Annotated in this window: 17 protein-coding genes and 1 pseudogene; 12 read left to right on the top strand and 6 right to left on the bottom strand. The window is 68.3% G+C overall.

What is annotated here, in order from left to right:
- Together U9983_RS09880 and U9983_RS09875 are read right to left on the bottom strand one after the other, a co-directional pair.
- A pseudogene (locus U9983_RS09880) lies at positions 1-206 on the bottom strand (acyltransferase); the annotation flags it as partial.
- A gap of 107 nt (positions 207-313) precedes the next feature.
- A complete protein-coding gene (locus U9983_RS09875) occupies positions 314-1879 on the bottom strand; it encodes an AMP-binding protein (RefSeq protein ID WP_322753712.1) in 1566 nt (521 codons plus the stop codon).
- Positions 1880-2138: 259 nt separating this feature from the next.
- On the opposite strand from U9983_RS09875, the gene U9983_RS09870 reads away from it, so the two are divergent.
- From U9983_RS09870 to U9983_RS09850, 5 genes are all read left to right on the top strand, one after another.
- The gene (locus U9983_RS09870) at positions 2139-2903 is read left to right on the top strand and encodes a phosphosulfolactate synthase (RefSeq protein ID WP_322753711.1); all 765 of its coding nucleotides are present in this window, start codon (positions 2139-2141) and stop codon (positions 2901-2903) included.
- Positions 2904-2914: 11 nt separating this feature from the next.
- Positions 2915-3316 carry a VOC family protein gene (locus U9983_RS09865; RefSeq protein ID WP_322748502.1) on the top strand — a complete coding sequence of 134 codons (402 nt, stop codon included), beginning with the start codon at positions 2915-2917 and terminating at the stop codon, positions 3314-3316.
- Positions 3317-3491: 175 nt separating this feature from the next.
- Entirely contained in the window at positions 3492-4184 is a 693-nt protein-coding gene (locus U9983_RS09860; protein ID WP_322753710.1) for a DUF433 domain-containing protein, read from the top strand.
- Complete coding sequence (locus U9983_RS09855) at positions 4184-4384, top strand: hypothetical protein (protein ID WP_322753709.1); 201 nt, start codon at positions 4184-4186, stop codon at positions 4382-4384. Before U9983_RS09860 ends, U9983_RS09855 begins: the two co-directional genes overlap by 1 nt.
- A gap of 44 nt (positions 4385-4428) precedes the next feature.
- A complete protein-coding gene (locus U9983_RS09850) occupies positions 4429-4599 on the top strand; it encodes a hypothetical protein (protein ID WP_322753708.1) in 171 nt (56 codons plus the stop codon).
- A gap of 157 nt (positions 4600-4756) precedes the next feature.
- Here the strand turns inward: U9983_RS09850 and U9983_RS09845 are convergent, their stop codons facing one another.
- Genes U9983_RS09845 through U9983_RS09835 form a run of 3 tightly spaced genes read right to left on the bottom strand, consistent with a single transcriptional unit; the run spans position 4757 to position 7617 of the window.
- Positions 4757-5662, bottom strand: a complete 906-nt coding sequence (locus tag U9983_RS09845) for an ABC transporter permease (RefSeq protein ID WP_322753717.1) — start codon at positions 5660-5662, stop codon at positions 4757-4759.
- Complete coding sequence (locus U9983_RS09840; RefSeq protein WP_322753707.1) at positions 5662-6801, bottom strand: ATP-binding cassette domain-containing protein; 1140 nt, start codon at positions 6799-6801, stop codon at positions 5662-5664. The genes U9983_RS09845 and U9983_RS09840 overlap by 1 nt, the downstream gene beginning before the upstream one ends.
- A 54-nt stretch (positions 6802-6855) precedes the next feature.
- Positions 6856-7617 carry a PadR family transcriptional regulator gene (locus U9983_RS09835; protein WP_322753706.1) on the bottom strand — a complete coding sequence of 254 codons (762 nt, stop codon included), beginning with the start codon at positions 7615-7617 and terminating at the stop codon, positions 6856-6858.
- A 597-nt stretch (positions 7618-8214) separates the two neighbouring features.
- On the opposite strand from U9983_RS09835, the gene hemL reads away from it, so the two are divergent.
- From hemL to ccsB, 6 genes are all read left to right on the top strand, one after another.
- The gene (gene hemL, locus U9983_RS09830; protein ID WP_322753705.1) at positions 8215-9573 is read left to right on the top strand and encodes a glutamate-1-semialdehyde 2,1-aminomutase; all 1359 of its coding nucleotides are present in this window, start codon (positions 8215-8217) and stop codon (positions 9571-9573) included.
- Positions 9570-10226: a histidine phosphatase family protein gene (locus U9983_RS09825; protein ID WP_322753704.1), complete on the top strand. Its 657-nt coding sequence runs from the start codon at positions 9570-9572 to the stop codon at positions 10224-10226. The genes hemL and U9983_RS09825 overlap by 4 nt, the downstream gene beginning before the upstream one ends.
- A 403-nt stretch (positions 10227-10629) precedes the next feature.
- Positions 10630-11118: a TlpA disulfide reductase family protein gene (locus U9983_RS09820; protein WP_322753703.1), complete on the top strand. Its 489-nt coding sequence runs from the start codon at positions 10630-10632 to the stop codon at positions 11116-11118.
- Positions 11119-11164: 46 nt separating this feature from the next.
- Complete coding sequence (locus U9983_RS09815) at positions 11165-12028, top strand: cytochrome c biogenesis CcdA family protein (RefSeq protein ID WP_322753702.1); 864 nt, start codon at positions 11165-11167, stop codon at positions 12026-12028.
- 359 nt (positions 12029-12387) lie between these two features.
- Positions 12388-14010 carry a cytochrome c biogenesis protein ResB gene (locus U9983_RS09810; protein ID WP_322753716.1) on the top strand — a complete coding sequence of 541 codons (1623 nt, stop codon included), beginning with the start codon at positions 12388-12390 and terminating at the stop codon, positions 14008-14010.
- Positions 14010-15227, top strand: coding sequence for a c-type cytochrome biogenesis protein CcsB (gene ccsB / locus U9983_RS09805; protein ID WP_322753701.1), 1218 nt, complete (start codon positions 14010-14012; stop codon positions 15225-15227). The genes U9983_RS09810 and ccsB overlap by 1 nt, the downstream gene beginning before the upstream one ends.
- Before the next feature lie 18 nt (positions 15228-15245).
- On the opposite strand, the gene U9983_RS09800 is transcribed toward ccsB, so the two are convergent.
- Positions 15246-15662, bottom strand: a complete 417-nt coding sequence (locus U9983_RS09800) for a PLD nuclease N-terminal domain-containing protein (protein ID WP_322753700.1) — start codon at positions 15660-15662, stop codon at positions 15246-15248.
- 188 nt (positions 15663-15850) lie between these two features.
- On the opposite strand from U9983_RS09800, the gene U9983_RS09795 reads away from it, so the two are divergent.
- Entirely contained in the window at positions 15851-17302 is a 1452-nt protein-coding gene (locus U9983_RS09795; protein ID WP_322753699.1) for a menaquinone biosynthesis decarboxylase, read from the top strand.
- Positions 17303-17363 lie beyond the last annotated feature (61 nt).

Genomic DNA, 17363 nt, shown 5'->3' with positions numbered 1-17363 from the left:
GACAGGCCGTAATGGGTGTGGAAGAGCACGAAAGTGGTGAGAAAGAAGAACGCCTCACGGGTGAAGTGCAGCAGCATGAGAGCGGCGTTACCGCCGACGCTCTGGAACGGGTTCGTACCGCCCGTCGTGTGGACGCCGACCACCGCGACAAAGGTCAGCAGGCGGACCAGGTCGACGTCGTGCAGATGCGCCGGCCGCCGAGCCATGCCGGGACCGGTGCCAGGACCAACGACCGGCGGCTCCGGTCGTTGGTCCTGGGAAGAGCCCGGCGCTGTGGTGGTGGCCCGTACCGGGCTCGGCGTCGCCGTCGTCGTCATCCGAATCCGTTCGCACAGTCGAGCCGGTCACGCAGGCGTTGGTTTCCAGCGGGGCGGTTGCCGGCGAGTCGCCGCATCACCTTGCCGGTGGGTCCGACCGGCAGCGCGTCGACGACGTCGATGGCAACTGGACGCTTGAAGCGCTCCAGGACGGACTCACAGCGGGCGGCCAGATCGGCGGTGAGGCTCTCGTCGGCCCCGGCGGCTGGTACCACCAATGCAACCGGTGTCTGGCCGAGAACCGGATCGGGGCGGCCGACAACCACGGCCGCATCCACCCGGGGATCGGCAAGCAGGACCTCCTCCACCTCGCGTGGGAAGATCTTCTCGCCACCCCTGTTGATCACATCGTCGGTGCGGCCGGCGAGGAACAGGTACCGATCGGCGTCGAAATACCCCAGGTCGCCGGTATCGAGCCAACCGTCGGCGTCAATCCGCTCGTTTCCGGCCTCGCCCACATAGGCTCTGATCACCCCGGCGCCGCGGATCTGGACGCGGCCCGTGACGCCATCGGGGCACTCCTGCCCGTCCTCGTCGACCACCCGTACCTGCGTGGCGACCGGTAGCCCGACCGAGCCCGCCTTGCGCACGCCACGCAGCGGATTGGCCGCTATCTGGCTCGCGGCCTCGGTCATGCCGTAGGTCTCCAGCACCCCGATGCCCGTGGCCTGCTCGAACGCGTGCAGCACCGCGACAGGCAACGCGGCCGACGCGGACCGGACAAAACGCACCCTGGTCGAACGCGCCTGCCCGACATCCGGGTCGCGCGCGAGGATGGTCACGATGGCCGGTACGGCGTTGATCCAGGTCACGTCGTGTTCGACGATCCGTCGCCAGAATCCCCGGCGGCGGAATCGGGTGTCCAACACGACCGCGCCGCCCGCGGTCAGGGTGGCCAGCAGCCCTACCACCTCGGCGTTGACGTGGAACAGGGGCAGCGGACAGAACCCGATGTCGTCGCTGGTAAGGCCGTGATGGACGGCCACCGCACGCGCGACGTGCACGAGCTGTGCCTCGCCGAGGAAGATCTGCTTGGCCGTCCCCGTGGTCCCTGAGGTGGACAGCACCACCCCACCGCCGGCGGCCGGCCGGTCAGCGGTAGGAGCTGGACCGCGGTGGTCGACCCGGGCGGGGCGCGGGCCGACCCGCCCGACGCCGGCCGCCGCAGGTAGCTCCCGGTCGGTGACCACCAGGGCAGGTCCGGCCATCGTGAGCATCCGCTGCAGCTCCGCCGGGGGAGCGTCTGGGCTCAACGGGACGGCGTGGCGTCCGCTGGTGATGGCTCCGAGGTAGGCGGCGGCGAAATCCACCGGATCGGCGACGACGATCGCCACTCGCTGTCCGGGTCGGCAGCCGGCACGGTCGAATTCCGACCACCAGTCACCTACTGTGGCACCGAGTTCGTCGTAGTGCATGCGCCGGCCGCTGCCTGCGTCCACGAGACAGACCCGACGGGGATGGTCCCGACTATGAGCCTCCAGTAGCTCGATCATGCGGCGGTGGCCCGTGGGCGACCGCTCGTCCAGATCCATCGAACGAGGGCTGTCAAGGGTAGCAGGCACGTTCGCATCCTTCTCGAACAACGTTAACGAAACCTCGGGACCCGATGAGAGTTTACCGACGGACCTGCTGGCGGATCATGTTTGCATGGATGGTAAAATTTCGCCGCCTGCCCTGATCTCTCAGCGATTCCACAGCTGGTATTAAAGCCGTTCTCATGTGATGGTGGAAGGGTAGGGGTGGTATTTGGTGTGCGTGGTGATTTCATCCCGCACGCTGGATCCCCGGACCAGTCAGGTGCCGCTCCAGGAGGTGGCCGTTATGATCACCAGTGCTCTCACTCTGCCTGCACGCCAGCCGAAGCCACGTTCCCGTGGAATCACGATAGTGATCGACAATGGCCTGCCGACAGGCTATTTCCGCGATGCCGTCGCCAGTTTCTGCGATCATATTGACCTGGTGAAGTTCGGCTGGGGTACGTCGCTCGTGACAGCCGGGATGGCCGATAAGATCGCCTGTCTGCGCGGCCTGGGTATCGACTTCCTCTTCGGCGGTACCCTGTTCGAAAAGCACATTCTACAGGGTCGTTTCGACGATTTCCGGGAGCTGTGTCGCGAGCAGGGCTGTCGGTATGTGGAGGTGTCGAACGGGACCATCGACCTCGGTGTCGAGGAGAAGGCGAGCTACGTTGCCAAACTCGCCGACGAATTCGTCGTGCTGAGCGAGGTCGGATTCAAGGATGCCGAACGTTCCGAGCGTCAGTCGCCGTCCCGGTGGATCGCCGCCATTCGGACCGACCTGCATGCCGGCGCCCAGATGGTGATCCTGGAAGCACGTGAGACCGGGACCAGCGGCATCTGCCGGCCGGACGGGCAGTTGCGGTTCGGTCTGATCGAGGACATCCTGGACTCCGGCGTGCCAGTCGATCGACTGGTGTTCGAGACGCCTACCAAGACGCTGCAGACCCACTTCATCCGCCGGGTCGGTCCGGATGTCAACCTCGGAAACGTGCACGCCGCCGACGTCGTGGGCCTGGAGACCCTGCGGCTCGGGCTCCGGTCGGACACGCTGCTGGCCTTCGAGTAGAGGAGCGGGCCGTGCGAAACACCGCCGATGTCTTTCATCTCGCCATTCCCGTGATGGACCTGGCGGCGGCGCAGCGATTCTATGTGGACCTGCTCGGTTGCCGGCTCGCCCGCCGTTATTCCGACCGGATCACGCTCGACTTCTTCGGCGACCAGCTTGTCTGCCACCTCACTCCTGATTATGAACCTGGCGAGGCGACGTTGTACCCGCGCCATTTCGGCGTGACATTCCGGGACGGTGCCGACTTCGACGCACTGCTGCGCCTGGTCGAACTGCGCGAGGTGGCGGTCTTCCAGCCCGAACAGGTACGTTTCGCCGGGCTGGTCGAAGAGCATCGGACCGTGGTGCTGCGCGACCCGTCGGGCAACCTGCTCGAATTCAAACACTATGTCGACCCGCGGATGATGTACTGACCCTCAGGAGGGCGTGTCGTCGGCTACCGGGACCCCTGATCGGAGCATTCGGGCGTTAATGGTCAATAATATGCGACATCGCACTCGTTCTGTTCTGGTCGGGAGTGGTTGACAAGTGGCAGACTGTCGTGTTCGGAGGAGGTGAACTGTGGTCAACGAGGCTGATCGTTTTGAGGTGCCCCTGTACAGTGTCGCCGAGGCCGGCCGGTACCTGCGGGTGCCGACCTCGACCTTCACGACGTGGGCATATGGGTACATACGCCAGCGGCCGGGACGGTCTCCGGTTCGCGGTGAGCCGATTGTCACAGCGTGTTCGACGCCGGAGCACGGCGAGGCCGTGGTGCCGTTCATCGGTCTTGCCGAGGGCCTGGTGCTCGCGGCGATCCGGCGCGCAGGTGTGCCGCTTCAGCGCATCCGGCCTGCTCTCACCCGCCTGTCCGAGGAGCTCGGGATCGAGCACGTCCTTGCGTCCAAGGCCCTCTACACCGACGGCGCAGAGGTGCTCTACGACTTCGCCGAGAGCCAGGGCGATACGCCCGAAGCGCGGGGTGCGCGGGACTTGGTAGCCGTGCGCAAAGGCCAGCGGGTGTTCGGGGATGTCGTCGATGCCTACTTGCAGCGCGTCGACTTCGCGCCCGATGGCTATGCCCGGCTCATTCGCCTGCCCGAGTACCAGCACGCCGAGATTGTGGTCGACCCCAGTCGCGGGTTCGGTCAGCCGATCTTCTCCCGTGGCGGAGCCAGGCTCGAAGACGTCCTGGGACGGTTCCACGCCGGCGAGCAGCTCGCGGAGGTCGCCGAAGAGTTCGGCGTCCCCCCGGACGAGCTGGAAGACGCCGTACGGATCGCCAGCAAACCCGCTGCCTAGTGGCACATCCCGAGGGGCTTCCCCACGTCTTCGTCGACCGTAGCCTCGGTCGCATCACAGTCCCTCGGCTGCTGCGGCAAGCCGGCATCGAGCTGACGACGCTCGCCGAGCACTATGGCATCCCGCACGACGAGAAGGTTGACGACGTCACCTGGCTCACCGATACCGCTCGGCTCGGCTCGGCTGGATCGGGTTCATGAAGGACGAGAGGATCAGACGCAGACCCACCGAGAAGGCAGCCGTCATGAAACACGCTGCTTGCTGCTTCTACATCACTTGGCAGAACCTGTCCGGTCCAGAGATGGCCCAGCGGCTGATCGACAATCGTGATGCGATCGTCACCGCGTGCGCCGAGGCGGGACCGTTCATCTATGCTGTTCACTCCAACCAGATCAAAAAGATGGATCTTGGTTAGAGCGCCCGGCGACAGGGGCGTGGATGAAGGTGCGGGGCTGGGTCCTCCGGGCGCGCGACGCGAATAATGATCGCGCGCCCTTCGGCCCCATTGGGACGGCTACCGCGGAGGCGAGCCAGCTCATGGGGAGGCCCCACCGACGAAGAACCAGGTCGTCCTACAGGGAGCGGCGGTAGGCGTCGAAGGCACGGGTGGCGAGCATCCCGGCCATCGTTGCCAGCGCGGTGAGGCAGCACAGATAGATGCTGACCGTCAGCCAGTCCGGGTCGGTCGAGCCGGCCTCGCGGGCGGCACTGACCGCCCAGTCCACCGGGTTGACCCGCGAGATGACCTGCATCCAGCCGGGCATGAGGTTGCGCGCCATGATGGCTGATGACATGAACGTCAACGGCAGGATGGCGAAGTTCACCGCCGCGATCAGGGCGTCCTCCTTGCGCACGATCAGGGCCAGCGCGTGTGAGAAGGCTGCGACCGTGACCGCGACGAGCGACGCGGCGCTGAGCAGGACGGCCGGGCCGACCAGTCCGTTGCGGTAGTGGGTCCCGACGGCCCAGCCGAGCAGCATGATGATGATCGACTGGATGGCGGTGACGACCGCCTGGTAGACGAGCGCGCTACTGATCAGTGCCGACTTCCGGACCGGGGACGTGAGCATCCGATCCATCACGCCGCGATCGATGTCGATGATGACCCTCATCCCGGACCAGCCAGCCGAGAACAGGGCGCTCATCACCACGACGCCCGGGGTCAGGAAATCGAAGTAGGACCCGTCGCCGAAGCCGGGAACATCGACGACCCGACGGAACAGTGAGCCGAACAGGGGCAGCCAGACCACGGCCTGCACGATCGTGATCGCCAGGTATGCCGGCTGGCGCAGCATGGCGCGCAGGTGCCGTACGGTCAACCAGCGCAGCTGGCGGCCTGCGGAGGCCGCGTACTCAGTCGCCGATGCTGGCACCGATCCCGGCCGGGGTACCGGAATGTCCGCCGACAGGCCGGGCCGGGTGGTGCTGTCCGCGATAGCCGTGCTGGTACCGGCGCCGGTGACCGCGCTGCCTGACATCACGCCACTTCCTTCTTTTCCTGGACGCCCGGGAGAAGGACGTCGTTTCCCCTGGCATCGTCCGCGCGCGGAGCAGCATCGTCCGCGCGCGGACCAGGCTCGCCGGTGGCCACGAAGCGGCGACCGACATGGCGCAGGTAGACGTCGTCCAGCGACGGTCGGGCGATCGTCGCGGCGATGACCGTGACCTCCACCCGATCGAGGGCGGCGAAAACGGCGGGCAGCGACGACGCGCCGTCGGCCACCCGGCTGTGGACCTCCCGGCCGTCCACCGTGGTTTCGCTGACCCCGGCGACCTCGTTCAGGGCCGTGGTGACCCGGTCCGCGAGAGCGCTGTCGGCAACGGTCGCGAGCTCCAGGTGGACGGCGTCACCACGCAGCTCGCTCTTGAGTTCGTCCGGGCTGCCTTCGACGAGGATGCGGCCGTCGTCGATGATGGCGACCTTGGATGCAAGCCGGTCGGCCTCCTCCAGGTAGTGGGTGGTGAGCAGGATCGTCAGCCCGTCCGCGGCGAGTGAACCGATCTCGTCCCACATCTGTGCGCGCGCGTGCGGATCGAGCCCGGTGGTGGGTTCGTCGAGGAACAGCACGCTGGGCCGGTGGACCAGGCCGACGGCAACGTCGAGTTTTCGGAGCATGCCGCCGGAGTAGGTGCGTGCCGGCCGGTCGGCAGCCTGGGTCAGCTCGAACCGTTGGAGCAGGTCGGTGACCCGGGTGGTCAGCCCGGCGCGGGGAAGCCCGTGCAGGTGCGCCGCGAGCGCGATGTTCTCCCGCCCGGTTGCTTCCAGATCGATACCGGAACGCTGCGTGACAACCCCGATCGCCTGCCGCACCTGGCCGGGATGGGCGAGGACGTCGAGCCCGGCGACCGTGGCCGCACCGGAGTCAGGACGTGACAGCGTGGTGAGGATCTTCACCGTGGTGGACTTGCCGGCACCGTTGGGTCCCAGCAGACCGAACACTGTGCCGGGGGCGACGCTGAAGCTCAGGCCACTCAGCGCCCGGACACCACCCCGGTAGGTCTTGACCAGGTCGGTTGCCGTGATCGTAGGCTCGACTGGGTCGGCTGGCGGGGCCAGCGTTGCCGTGGAGCTGCCGGACGGCTGCGCGGCCTGCGCCGGAGCCAGATCTGAGGTCATCGGTCCCCCTGACGTTCCTGAACCTGTGGGCTGGCGGGTGACGAACGTGGCGGTTCACAACTGGGACGACTGCGCGGAGCCGTCCGTTTCGGGAGTGGCCGGGCTGACCTGCGCGGCGATCACCCGTTCAGTCGTGTTCAGGACGGATTCGGCCGCTAATCCCGTGTGGCCGCCGGCCTGCAGTGCGCGGACCACGACGTCGCGGATCCTTTCCGGGTCGGTCTCGCGGGTGTGGATCGCATCCCAGATGTGGATGCCGTCCAGCGTCCGCTCGGAGATCGCCCGGATGAGCTCGTCCACGTAGCGAAGCTCGGCCTCGGTCAGCGCGTTGACGTACTCGGTCTCCAGCGTGAACAACCGGGGCAGGCCTTCGCGGACAGCGAAGGCCTCACCCGCGTGGGTGTGCTCGATCTGGAGCATGAGCCGGCTGCGGCGTTCGGTGAGCAGCCGGACGGCGTCGTCGGGTGTGAGCACAGCCAGCATGGACAGTGCCGCCTCGAAGCGCTGGTACTCCTTGGCGGGTGTGCTGACAAGCTCGGACATCCAGTCGTAGAGCTCGGTGCGGCCGGATGCGGTGATCTCGTAGATGGTCCGTTCGGGCCGTCGGCCTTCGCGAACGGTCTCCCGGGCCGCGATGTACCCGCCACGGACCAGCGAGTCCACCACGGTGTAGAGCGAGCCGTAGGTCAGCTTGATGCTGTTTTCCTTGTGTCGCTCACGCATCGTAGTTGACATCTCGTACGGATGCATGGGTCGTTCGTTGAGCAGCGCAAGTACGGCCAGTGCCAACATGTTTGCTGTCCGTTGACGGGTCATGCTCTCACCATCCCGACTCCGAGTACTCGGCTACGAGTATCCGGGAATTGGACGCCGACTGTCAATCGGATGGCTACTTCCAGTGGTCAGCGGCCACTGTCGGCCGCAGCTGACGGCCGCCGGGTCGCACTACGGCGTGTTCGCTGGACCAGACGGCCGACTCTCGAAAGGCTCCAGAGGCGCATCCGCTCGAAGAGGCCGAAGCCGCGAACGCAGGTGCCGCCTGGTGTGGCAACAACCGGACACACCGGTCGCGTGACGCCCTACGCCGAGCGCCGAGCGGCTGGCTGCGGCATGCTCACAAGTGCGTCGTGACACATCCGGCGCGGGTGGGCTCGGCGGCGCACCCGCGCCGGCTTCCAACCGCCGGTGCTCTGGGGGCGACGGCATCCGGGGACGACGGCCTCCGGGCGCGCGATCTGACGATCGTTGCTCGCCCTCTGGTCCTCCGGGCGGTTGGTGGTCCGCGCACCGAACTGTCGCCGGTGGGCGGCTGGGTCAGCCCCCGCCCACCGGCGGCTCCTCCCGCGCGGTCGCAGATGGTAACGGCGTGGGCGCACCGGCGGAGTGCGGTGTGGACCTGCGAGGATCGGTGGCATGCCAGTCGGATCCGAGGCTCCGGCCTCTCAGGAGTTGTTCCGTCGCGCACAGCGAGTCATCCCTGGTGGGGTCAACTCGCCGGTTCGGGCGTTTCGAGCGGTGGGCGGCACACCGCGCTTCATGGTGTCCGGGGATGGTGCGTACCTCACCGACGCGGACGGTCGCCGGTACGTCGACCTGATCTGCTCCTGGGGTCCGATGATCCTGGGTCACGCCCACCCGGCGGTCGTCGAGGCCCTTGCGGTGGCGGCGTCGCGGGGCACGAGCTTCGGCACGCCGAGCCCGGGCGAGGTCGACCTGGCCGAAGAGATCGTGTCCAGGGTGGCACCGGTCGAGCAGGTCCGGCTGGTCAACTCCGGGACCGAGGCCACCATGAGCGCGTTGCGGCTTGCGCGGGGTTTCACCCGGCGTTCGAAGATCATAAAATTTGCCGGCTGCTACCATGGTCATGTCGACGCGCTGCTTGCCGCCGCCGGATCGGGCGTGGCCACCCTTGGCCTACCGGACACTCCGGGTGTCACCAGCGCCACCGCCGCGGACACGATCGTGGTGCCCTACAACGACCTGGGTTCGGTCGAGACGGCGTTCGCCGCGTATCCCGGCGAGATCGCCGCTGTCATCACCGAGGCCGCAGCGGCGAACATGGGGGTTGTCCCGCCGCTGCCGGGCTTCAACGCCGGGTTGCGTCGGCTCTGCGACAGCCACGGGGCGTTGTTCATTCTGGACGAGGTGATGACCGGCTTTCGGATCGGCCCGGCCGGCTGGTGGGGGGTCGAGGGCGCAATCGAGGGATGGGCGCCGGATCTGTTCACCTTCGGCAAGGTCATGGGCGGTGGGCTGCCAGCGGCGGCCTTCGGTGGCCGGGCTGAGGTGATGGCGCAGCTTGCCCCGGCCGGGCCGGTCTACCAGGCCGGGACGCTGTCGGGTAATCCGCTTGCCGTTGCCGCCGGTCTCGCCACGCTTCGAGCGTGCGGCCCGGATGTGTACGCGACGGTGGACGCGCGCGCCGGCGACGTCGCCGGGATCGTGTCGACGGCCCTGACCGAGCAGGGCGTACCGCACCTGCCCAGTAGCGCCGGCTCCCTGTTCAGCGTGTTCTTCACCGACGTGCCGTCCGTCGTCGACTACGCCGGGGCGCGGACCCAGTCCAGTGCCCGGTACGCGGCGTTCTTCCATGCGATGCTGGACGCAGGGGTATACCTGCCGCCTTCCGCGTATGAGGCATGGTTCGTCTCGGCGGCGCATGACGACGAGGCGGTGGAACGGATCGCCGGTGCCGCGCCTGCGGCGGCGCGGGCCGCGGCCGGCGTTCCCGAGCCGGTGCCGGCAACAAGTGCTGGAGGGATGCGCCCATGACGCGGACGGGCGGTGACACACCGCTGACGACCATCCACCTTGTCCGCCATGGTGAGGTCTTCAACCCCGAGAAGATTCTGTATGGCCGGCTGCCGGGGTTCGTGTTGTCGGAGGCCGGCGCGCGCCAGGCCAAGGTCACGGCGGAGTTCTTTGTTGATCATGACATCGCCGCGGTTGTGGCGAGCCCGCTGGAGCGGGCGCGACAGACCGCCGAGCCGATCGCGCAGTGCCGCGGTGTCACCGTTGAGGTAGACCCCCGCCTCATTGAAAGCCGCAACGTCTTCGAAGGCAAGCCGTTCGAGGCCGGGCCCGCGCTTGTCCGGTATCCGAGGATGTGGAAACTTCTGATCAATCCGTTCGAGCCCTCCTGGGGGGAGCCCTACGCCGAGATCGCCGGGCGGATGCTGGCCGCCGTCGCCGAGTGGCGTGACACCTACTGCGGCCGGGAGGTGGTCCTGGTCAGCCATCAGCTACCGGTATGGACGACTCGCCGGGCGCTCGAGGGCAACAGGCTCTGGCACCGCCCGGACCGTCGCCAGTGCGCGCTCGCCAGCGTGACGTCGGCGGTATACGCCGGCGATCGGTTGGTGCGGGTCGACTATGCCGAGCCGAACGGCCCGACTGTGCACCGGGCCGGCTCCGCCGGCGCGTGAGGGTCGCCGGCGGCGACGGGCCGTGGATGTCGGGTGGCCATGGGTGTCGGATAGCTGCGGGTCTCAGATAGCTGTGGGTGCTGGGCATCCGCGGCACCTGCAACCTACCCTGGGGTCGAGTTCTACAGTTGGTCGTAGACGTGTCCGTGGCCGGCACCGGTAGATCAAGAGCGGTGAGGTCATGGATGGCGATGTCAGCGGAGATCTGCTGCACATGAGGGGAGTGGGTGTGGACGAGCGACGGAACGCGGCAGGAGTGGGGGCCGGCGCATCCAGGATGTCGATTGTCCAGGTCGGGCAGCTTCCATGGCATGGTCCGTCTAAGGGTCTGTCGCTCGTTGTCATCAGCGTGCTGTGTGTGTTGGTCTCTGTGGTGACAGGCTGTTCCAGCGGGACCGACAGTGTGGATCAAGCCGCCGGTGGCGGGTTCGGCTTCGTCCAGCAGGCGCCCAACTCCGACTTCGTCCCGATCGACAAGCGGGTGCCGGCACCGAACCTCGCCGGTCCGACCGTGGCCGGTCCAGACCTGGACCTCGCGGGCTTCCGCGGGAGGATCGTCGTCGTGAACTTCTGGGCCTCGTGGTGCGCGCCCTGCCGCGCCGAAACGCCCGGCCTGGTCACGATGGCCGCGGACAACCCGCAGGTGGCCTTCGTGGGAGTGAACGAGAAGGACAACCTCTCGGCGGCGAAGGCGTTCATCCGGGACAACGGTGTGACCTATCCCAGCATCGTCGACCGGATCGGCACGCTCGCCGCGCGCTGGCCGGTGCCGCCCGGCCTGCCGTCCACCTTCGTGCTTGACGGTAAGGGTCAACTCGCGGCCCGGTTCACCGGCGGCGTCCTCGCCGACGAGCTGATGCCCGTCCTCACCAGGCTGGCGGCCCAGGCATGAACGACACCGCCATGAACGACATCGCAGGGACGCGGGAGGCATCTGCGTGAGCGTCGCGTCGTTCGTCACCGACGGACCCGTGCTGCTTGCCGCGCCGGTCGCTGCGGCGGCCGGACTGCTGTCGTTCCTGTCACCGTGTGTGCTGCCGCTGGTGCCTGGATATCTGTCATTCGTCACCGGGCTGTCGGGTGAGGACCTCGCCATCGGTGCTCCTGGAGTCCTGATCCCAGCCGCAGCCGCAGCCGCAGCCCCAGCCGCAACCCCGACCGCCACCCGCAGCCCGACCCAGGCCTGGGCCCGGTTGCGGGCCGGGCGTCGACGGGTGGGCCGCGTCACCCTCGGAACCGGCCTTTTCGTCGCCGGCTTCACCGGGGTCTTCGTCAGTTATGGTGCCGCGTTCGGCGGGTTGGGGCGATGGTTGACCCTGCACCAGGTCGGCGTCAGCCGGATCCTCGGCGCGGTGACGATCGTCATGGGGCTGGCGTTCGCCGGTGCGTTCGCGCGGGTTCCCCTGGCCAACCGGGAGTGGCGCATCCACCGCCTGCCGACGTCCGGCCTGGTCGGCGCACCGTTGCTTGGCGTCCTGTTCGGGATCGGCTGGACGCCCTGCCTCGGGCCCACGCTGACGGCGGTGCTCGGGCTGGCCGTGCAGAGCGCGACCGCCGGCCGGGGGGCGTTTCTCTCCGCCGTCTACTGCCTGGGGCTGGGCGTGCCGTTCCTGATCGTGGGCCTGGCGTTCCGGCGGGTTGCCGGTGCGCTGGCGGCGGTGCGCAGGCGCGCGCGGATGCTCACCCTCTTCGGCGGCATCCTTCTTGTGGTTGTCGGATTCCTCCAGGTCACCGGTGCCTGGACGGATCTGATCGCGGCTGCGCGCCCCTACGCGCCGGGTTTCGCGGAGAGTCCGCTGTGACAACGGGCGGAGGGTCCGCGGTGACGACGGGCGGAGGGTCCGCGGTGACGACGAGCGGAGGGTCCGCGGTGACGACGGGCGGAGGGTCCGCGGTGACAACGGGCGGAGGGTCCGCGGTGACGACGACGATCGGTGCGGCGGCGCCGACGACGGTGCCCGACGAGGTACGCGACGAGGCGCGGACACGCGCCGACCATGCGCACGCCCAGGCGTTGGAAACGGCGTCCGGATCGCCGGCGGGATCGCCTCCCGGGCCATCTGGCGGGCCGGGCGGGAACGCCGGCGGCGGCCTGCGCCGCTTCGGGTCCGCCGGGCGGGTGACGGCGCCGATCCGGAAGGTCTGGCATCAGCTGACCAGCATGCGCACCGCGCTGCTGCTGCTGTTCCTGCTCGCGCTCGCCGCCGTCCCCGGATCCCTGCTGCCGCAGCGGTCGCTGAACCCGCTGAAGGTCGAGCAGTACTTTCGTGATCATCCGTCGCTCGCGCCGGCGCTGGACAGATTGTCCGCATTCAACGTATTCGGTGCTCCCTGGTTCGCCGCGATCTACCTGTTGTTGTTCATCTCCCTGATCGGATGTCTGTCGGCCAGGGTCCGCTGGCATGCCAGAGCACTGGTGGGCCGCCCGCCGCGGGCACCGGCCCGGCCGAGTCGGCTGACCGGGGGACAGTCGTGGGACAGCGCGCTCACCCCGTCGGAGGCGGTCGAGGCGGCGCGGGTGGTCCTGCGACGGCGGCGGTTCCGGGTGGCGCTCGCCGCCGACGGCGCCACCCGTCCGGACGGCAGCCCGGACTTCTCCGTGGCGGCGGAAAAGGGCTACCTGCGCGAGACGGGGAACCTGATCTTCCACATCGCGCTGGTCTTCATGCTCGTCGGGGTCGGACTGGGCTCGTGGTTCGGATATCAGGGTACGGTCCTGGTGATCACGGGTGACGGGTTCGCGAACACGCTGGTCTCCTACGACCAGTTCAGCCGGGGCAGGCTCGTCGACCCCGTCGGTGATCTGGCGCCGTTCTCCCTGACGATGGAGGAGTTCACCGCGTCCTACCAGCCGACCGGCCAGCCCGCGGACTTCCGCGCGAAGGTCGCGTACGCTACCGAGCTCGACGGGCACACCCGTACCGCTGAGATCCGGGTCAACCATCCGCTGGCGGTCGGCAGCGCAAAGGTCTACCTGATCGGGCACGGATACGCGCCGCACTTCGTGTTGAGGAACAGCGCCGGCGGGGTCGTCTGGGAGGGCTACCAACCGTGCACTCCCCGCGACGCCATGTTCGCGTCCACCTGCACCTTGAAGATCGGCGACACCGGGCTCGCGCCGACCGGGCCCACGCGTGAGCCCCAACAGCTGGCATTCAGCGGCGTGTTCACGCCCACCACCGAGCTGGACCGGGCCCGCGGCTATGTCTCGACCTACCCGGCCGCGAATGCGCCCGGCCTCACGCTCACCGGCTATGTCGGCAACCTGCACATCAACGAGGGCATTCCGCAGAACGTCTACTCGCTGGATACCCGTGACATGCACCAGCTGCGCGTGAACGGGCCACTCGGCGACAATCGTGCGGCGCAGGTGCTCGCGCTGAACAACCCGCGTCAGCGAACAGTCACCGGCCTGCCCGGTGGGATGTCGCTGGAGGTCGACGGTCTGCGCGAGTTCGCGACGTTCCAGACGAAGTCGGACCCGTTCAAGGGCTGGGTCCTTGTCGCGGCGATTGCGATCATCTGCGGCCTGCTGGTGAGTATGCGGGTCCGCCGACGCCGGATCTGGGTGCGGGCGCGCCCCGTGGCCGACGCGGCTGCCGATGCCGATGCCGGCGTAGCCACCGATACCGACGCGGTTACCGTGACCATGGTCGAGATCGGTGGTCTGTCCCGGTCCGACATCGACGGCTTTGCGGCCGAGCTGCGGGCAATCGCCCTGGATGTACGGGCGGCCACGGCGAGTGCCCCCCGGCCGCTGGACTCCCCCGAACAGGAGCTGTGATGCCCGTCAACTCCGGCCTTGCCGCGTTGTCCGACCATCTTCTCGGCGTGACCATGGCGGTCTACGCGCTGGCGATGCTCGGTTACGCGGCCGAGTTCGCGTTCAGCCGGTTCGGGGGGACGATCGGCGCAGCGGCCGGGGTGTCATCGACATCGGCGCTGTCATCGGTCGGAGCAGCCCAGCTCACGGCTTCCGGACGGGTCCCGGCGATGGCTGGCGCCGTCACGGCCGGTGGTGCCGTCCATCCCGCGGTGGCTGATCCCGCGGTGGCTGATCCCGCGATGGCCGATCCGGCGGCGGAGGCTCTCGCCGCGGCGGCGGCCCGGGCCGCCGATCGTGGTGCGGAGCAGAGGGCAGTGGCTGCGGCGATGGCCGCTGCGATGGCCGGGGACCGTGCCGACCCACCAGTCACGGCCCGGGTGCGCTGGATCGGCTGGATCGCGGTGGCACTGACCCTGCTCGGCTGGCTGGCCCACGTGGGTTCGGTGACGGCCCGCGGCCTGGCCGCGGACCGGGTGCCGTGGGGGAACATGTACGAGTTCTCATCCATGATCAGCTTGGTCGCGGTGTCAACGTACCTGGCCATGCTGGCCCGGACCCGGGCGCGGGTGCGTTGGCTGGGCGTTTTCGTGATGGTTCCGGTGGTTCTCTATCTGGGTTTCGCCGCCACGGTGCTCTACGTCGCCGTGGGACCGCTCGTCCCGGCGCTCAACTCCTACTGGCTCAAGATTCATGTGGTTGCGGCGATCGTCGCCAGCGGCGTGTTCATGGTCTCGGCGGTCACGACCGTCCTGTATCTGCTGAAGGACCGCTGGGAGAACAGGCTCGCCGCTGTCGCCGCCGGTCGGGCTGACGCGTCCGCCGCGATCCGCAAGCGCGGCGGGATCATGATGCGCCTGCCCGCGGCCGTGGCTCTGGACCGCATCACCTACCGGGTGATCGGGCTTGCGTTCCCGATCTGGACGTTCGCGGTCATTGCCGGGGCGATCTGGGCGGAGGCCGCCTGGGGCCGCTACTGGGGCTGGGATCCGAAGGAGACCTGGTCGTTCATCACCTGGGTGATTTACGCCGCGTACCTGCACGCGCGGGCCACAGCGGGTTGGAAAGGCAGCAGGGCAGCGGCGATCTCCCTGCTGGGTTTCAGTGCGTTGTTTATCGATTACTATCTGGTGAACCTGGTGATTTCCGGCCTGCATTCATACGCTGGGGTCAACTGAGACCAGCGGCTGTCGGTTTCAGGTCCGGGACGTGCCGTCGCCGTCCCCACGGCGGATCCGTTCGGACAGCTCGCGCAGGAACTCGGGGTTGTCGTCGGGGGCGACCGGTGGCGGCGTCGGGCCTCGGCGGGCCCAGGGAAACCTGCGCTCGGTGGAGACCCTGTTGCGCTCACCCCAGTGGGCACCGGGGCGTTCGGTCCAGGGCGAGCGACCGCCCCACGCCGGGTGGTCACTGTTCTGCGCGGCACCGGCGCCGCGGCGTGGGCGGCCCAACAGGAACCATGCCACGGCGCCGACGACCTCGAACAGAACGATGATCGCAATCCACGCGAGTTTGGGGAGCGTGCGGACCGAGGCTGGCGGGGTCAGCGCCACGTCAACAATCGCGTAGATCCAGAATCCGAGAAGTGCCAGCGTCAGTACGAAGCCGACCACCGTACCGCCGCCCCTTTCCCTGCTCTCGCCATCCGCCGGGCCCGTACGGGCTGTTGGGACCGCACAGAAGCGTTGATCACCCGCCAGTGCCGTACCGGCCGTCTGCCGTCCATCATGTCCGTCGTTGTTCGACGGTACCGCCAACCATGATGCGCCTGCCCGCACCGCCCGCTGCAAGGATGGTGGCCATGGCCTGGGCGGATCTGCGCGCGTTCCTCGCTCACCTCGAGCGCCACGGTGACCTGCGGCACGTCCGCGTCCCGGTCGACCCGGTCCTGGAGGTCACCGAGATCGTCACCCGGGTTGTCCGGGAGGGCGGACCCGCGTTGCTGTTCGATCGGCCGACCGGCGCCGACATGCCATTGGCGATCAACGTCTTCGGGACGCAGGAGCGGATGGCTGCGGCGTTGGGAGCCGACAGCCTCGACGCGATCGGCGATCGGATCGCCGCCATGCTCAAGCCGGAGATGCCGGTGGGGTTCGCCGGGCTGCGCGAGGTGTTCGGCAAGGTCGCGGCCCTGCGTGCGGTGCCACCGCGCACGGTCCGCACCGCCCCCTGCCAGGACATCGTGCTCAAGGGCTCGGACGTCGACCTGTTTCGGCTGCCCGGGCTGCATTCCTGGCCGGAGGACGGCGGTGTCTTCCTCAACCTCGGACTCACCCACACCAAGCATCCCGAGACGGGCCAACGCAACCTGGGCCTGTACCGGCTGCAGCGGCACGACGCCCAGACGGTCGGCATGCACTGGCAGATCCACAAGGACTCCAACGCCCACCACGCCGTGGCGGAGCGCCGTGGTGAGAAGCTGCCGGTCGCGATCGCGTTCGGCTGCGATCCGGCGGTAACCTATGCGGCGTCGGCTCCACTACCGGCGGAGATCGACGAGTACCTGTTCGCCGGGTTCCTGCGGGGCGAGCGGGTCGAGATGGTCGACTGCCTGAGCGTTCCGCTGCGGGTGCCCGCGAACGCCCAGATCGTGCTGGAGGGCTGGCTTGAGCCTGGGCAACGGCGTCCGGAGGGGCCGTTCGGCGACCACACGGGCTTCTACACGCCGGTCGAACCGTTCCCCGCGCTTCGGGTCGACGTGATGACCATGCAGCGTGACCCGGTCTTCCAGACGATCGTCGTGGGTCGCCCGCCGCAGGAGGACGGGCCGCTCGGAAAGGCCACAGAGCGGATCTTCCGCCCGCTGATCCGGATGATGATCCCGGAGATAGTCGACTACGACCTCCCGGTCGAGGGCGTCTTCCACAACTGCGCCATCGTCTCGATCGACAAGCGGTATCCCAAGCACGCGCAGAAGGTCATGCACGCGATCTGGGGCGCCGGGCTGCTGTCACTGTCCAAGCTTGTTGTCGTCGTCGACGCGGACTGTGACGTTCACGACTACTCCGAGGTGGCCTGGCGGGCGTTCGGCAACGTCGACTACGCCCATGACCTGCTGACCACGATCGGCCCGGTCGACCACCTCGACCACGCGTCCTACGAGCAGTTCTTCGGCGGGAAGATCGGCGTGGACGCTACCCGCAAGCTCGCGACCGAGGGATACCGTCGCGAGGGCGGTTGGCCCGCGGAGGCCGTGATGGATCAGGCAACCAGGGATCTGGTCACCCGGCGCTGGAAAAAGTACGGACTGTGACTGGTGCCCATGGCCGGGACGCTGCCGGTCTCCGGTCTCCGGTCTCCGATGGGCGGTGCGG

The organism is Protofrankia sp. Cas3 (assembly GCF_963555955.1).
Taxonomy (GTDB): Bacteria; Actinomycetota; Actinomycetes; order Frankiales; family Frankiaceae; genus Protofrankia.
The sequence above is the reverse complement of the archived record's forward strand: the minus strand, read 5'-3'. Positions and strand labels throughout refer to the sequence as shown.

Bases quoted from the DNA above. Each gene is read 5' to 3' on its own strand.
- U9983_RS09870 (WP_322753711.1), top strand. From the start codon at position 2,139: ATGATCACCAGTGCTCTCACTCTGCCTGCACGCCAGCCGAAGCCACGT.
- U9983_RS09850 (WP_322753708.1), top strand. From the start codon at position 4,429: ATGAAACACGCTGCTTGCTGCTTCTACATCACTTGGCAGAACCTGTCC.
- U9983_RS09845 (WP_322753717.1), bottom strand. From the start codon at position 5,662: ATGTCAGGCAGCGCGGTCACCGGCGCCGGTACCAGCACGGCTATCGCG.
- U9983_RS09840 (WP_322753707.1), bottom strand. From the start codon at position 6,801: ATGACCTCAGATCTGGCTCCGGCGCAGGCCGCGCAGCCGTCCGGCAGC.
- U9983_RS09835 (WP_322753706.1), bottom strand. From the start codon at position 7,617: ATGACCCGTCAACGGACAGCAAACATGTTGGCACTGGCCGTACTTGCG.
- hemL (WP_322753705.1), top strand. From the start codon at position 8,215: ATGCCAGTCGGATCCGAGGCTCCGGCCTCTCAGGAGTTGTTCCGTCGC.
- U9983_RS09825 (WP_322753704.1), top strand. From the start codon at position 9,570: ATGACGCGGACGGGCGGTGACACACCGCTGACGACCATCCACCTTGTC.
- U9983_RS09810 (WP_322753716.1), top strand. From the start codon at position 12,388: ATGCGCACCGCGCTGCTGCTGCTGTTCCTGCTCGCGCTCGCCGCCGTC.
- ccsB (WP_322753701.1), top strand. From the start codon at position 14,010: ATGCCCGTCAACTCCGGCCTTGCCGCGTTGTCCGACCATCTTCTCGGC.
- U9983_RS09795 (WP_322753699.1), top strand. From the start codon at position 15,851: ATGGCCTGGGCGGATCTGCGCGCGTTCCTCGCTCACCTCGAGCGCCAC.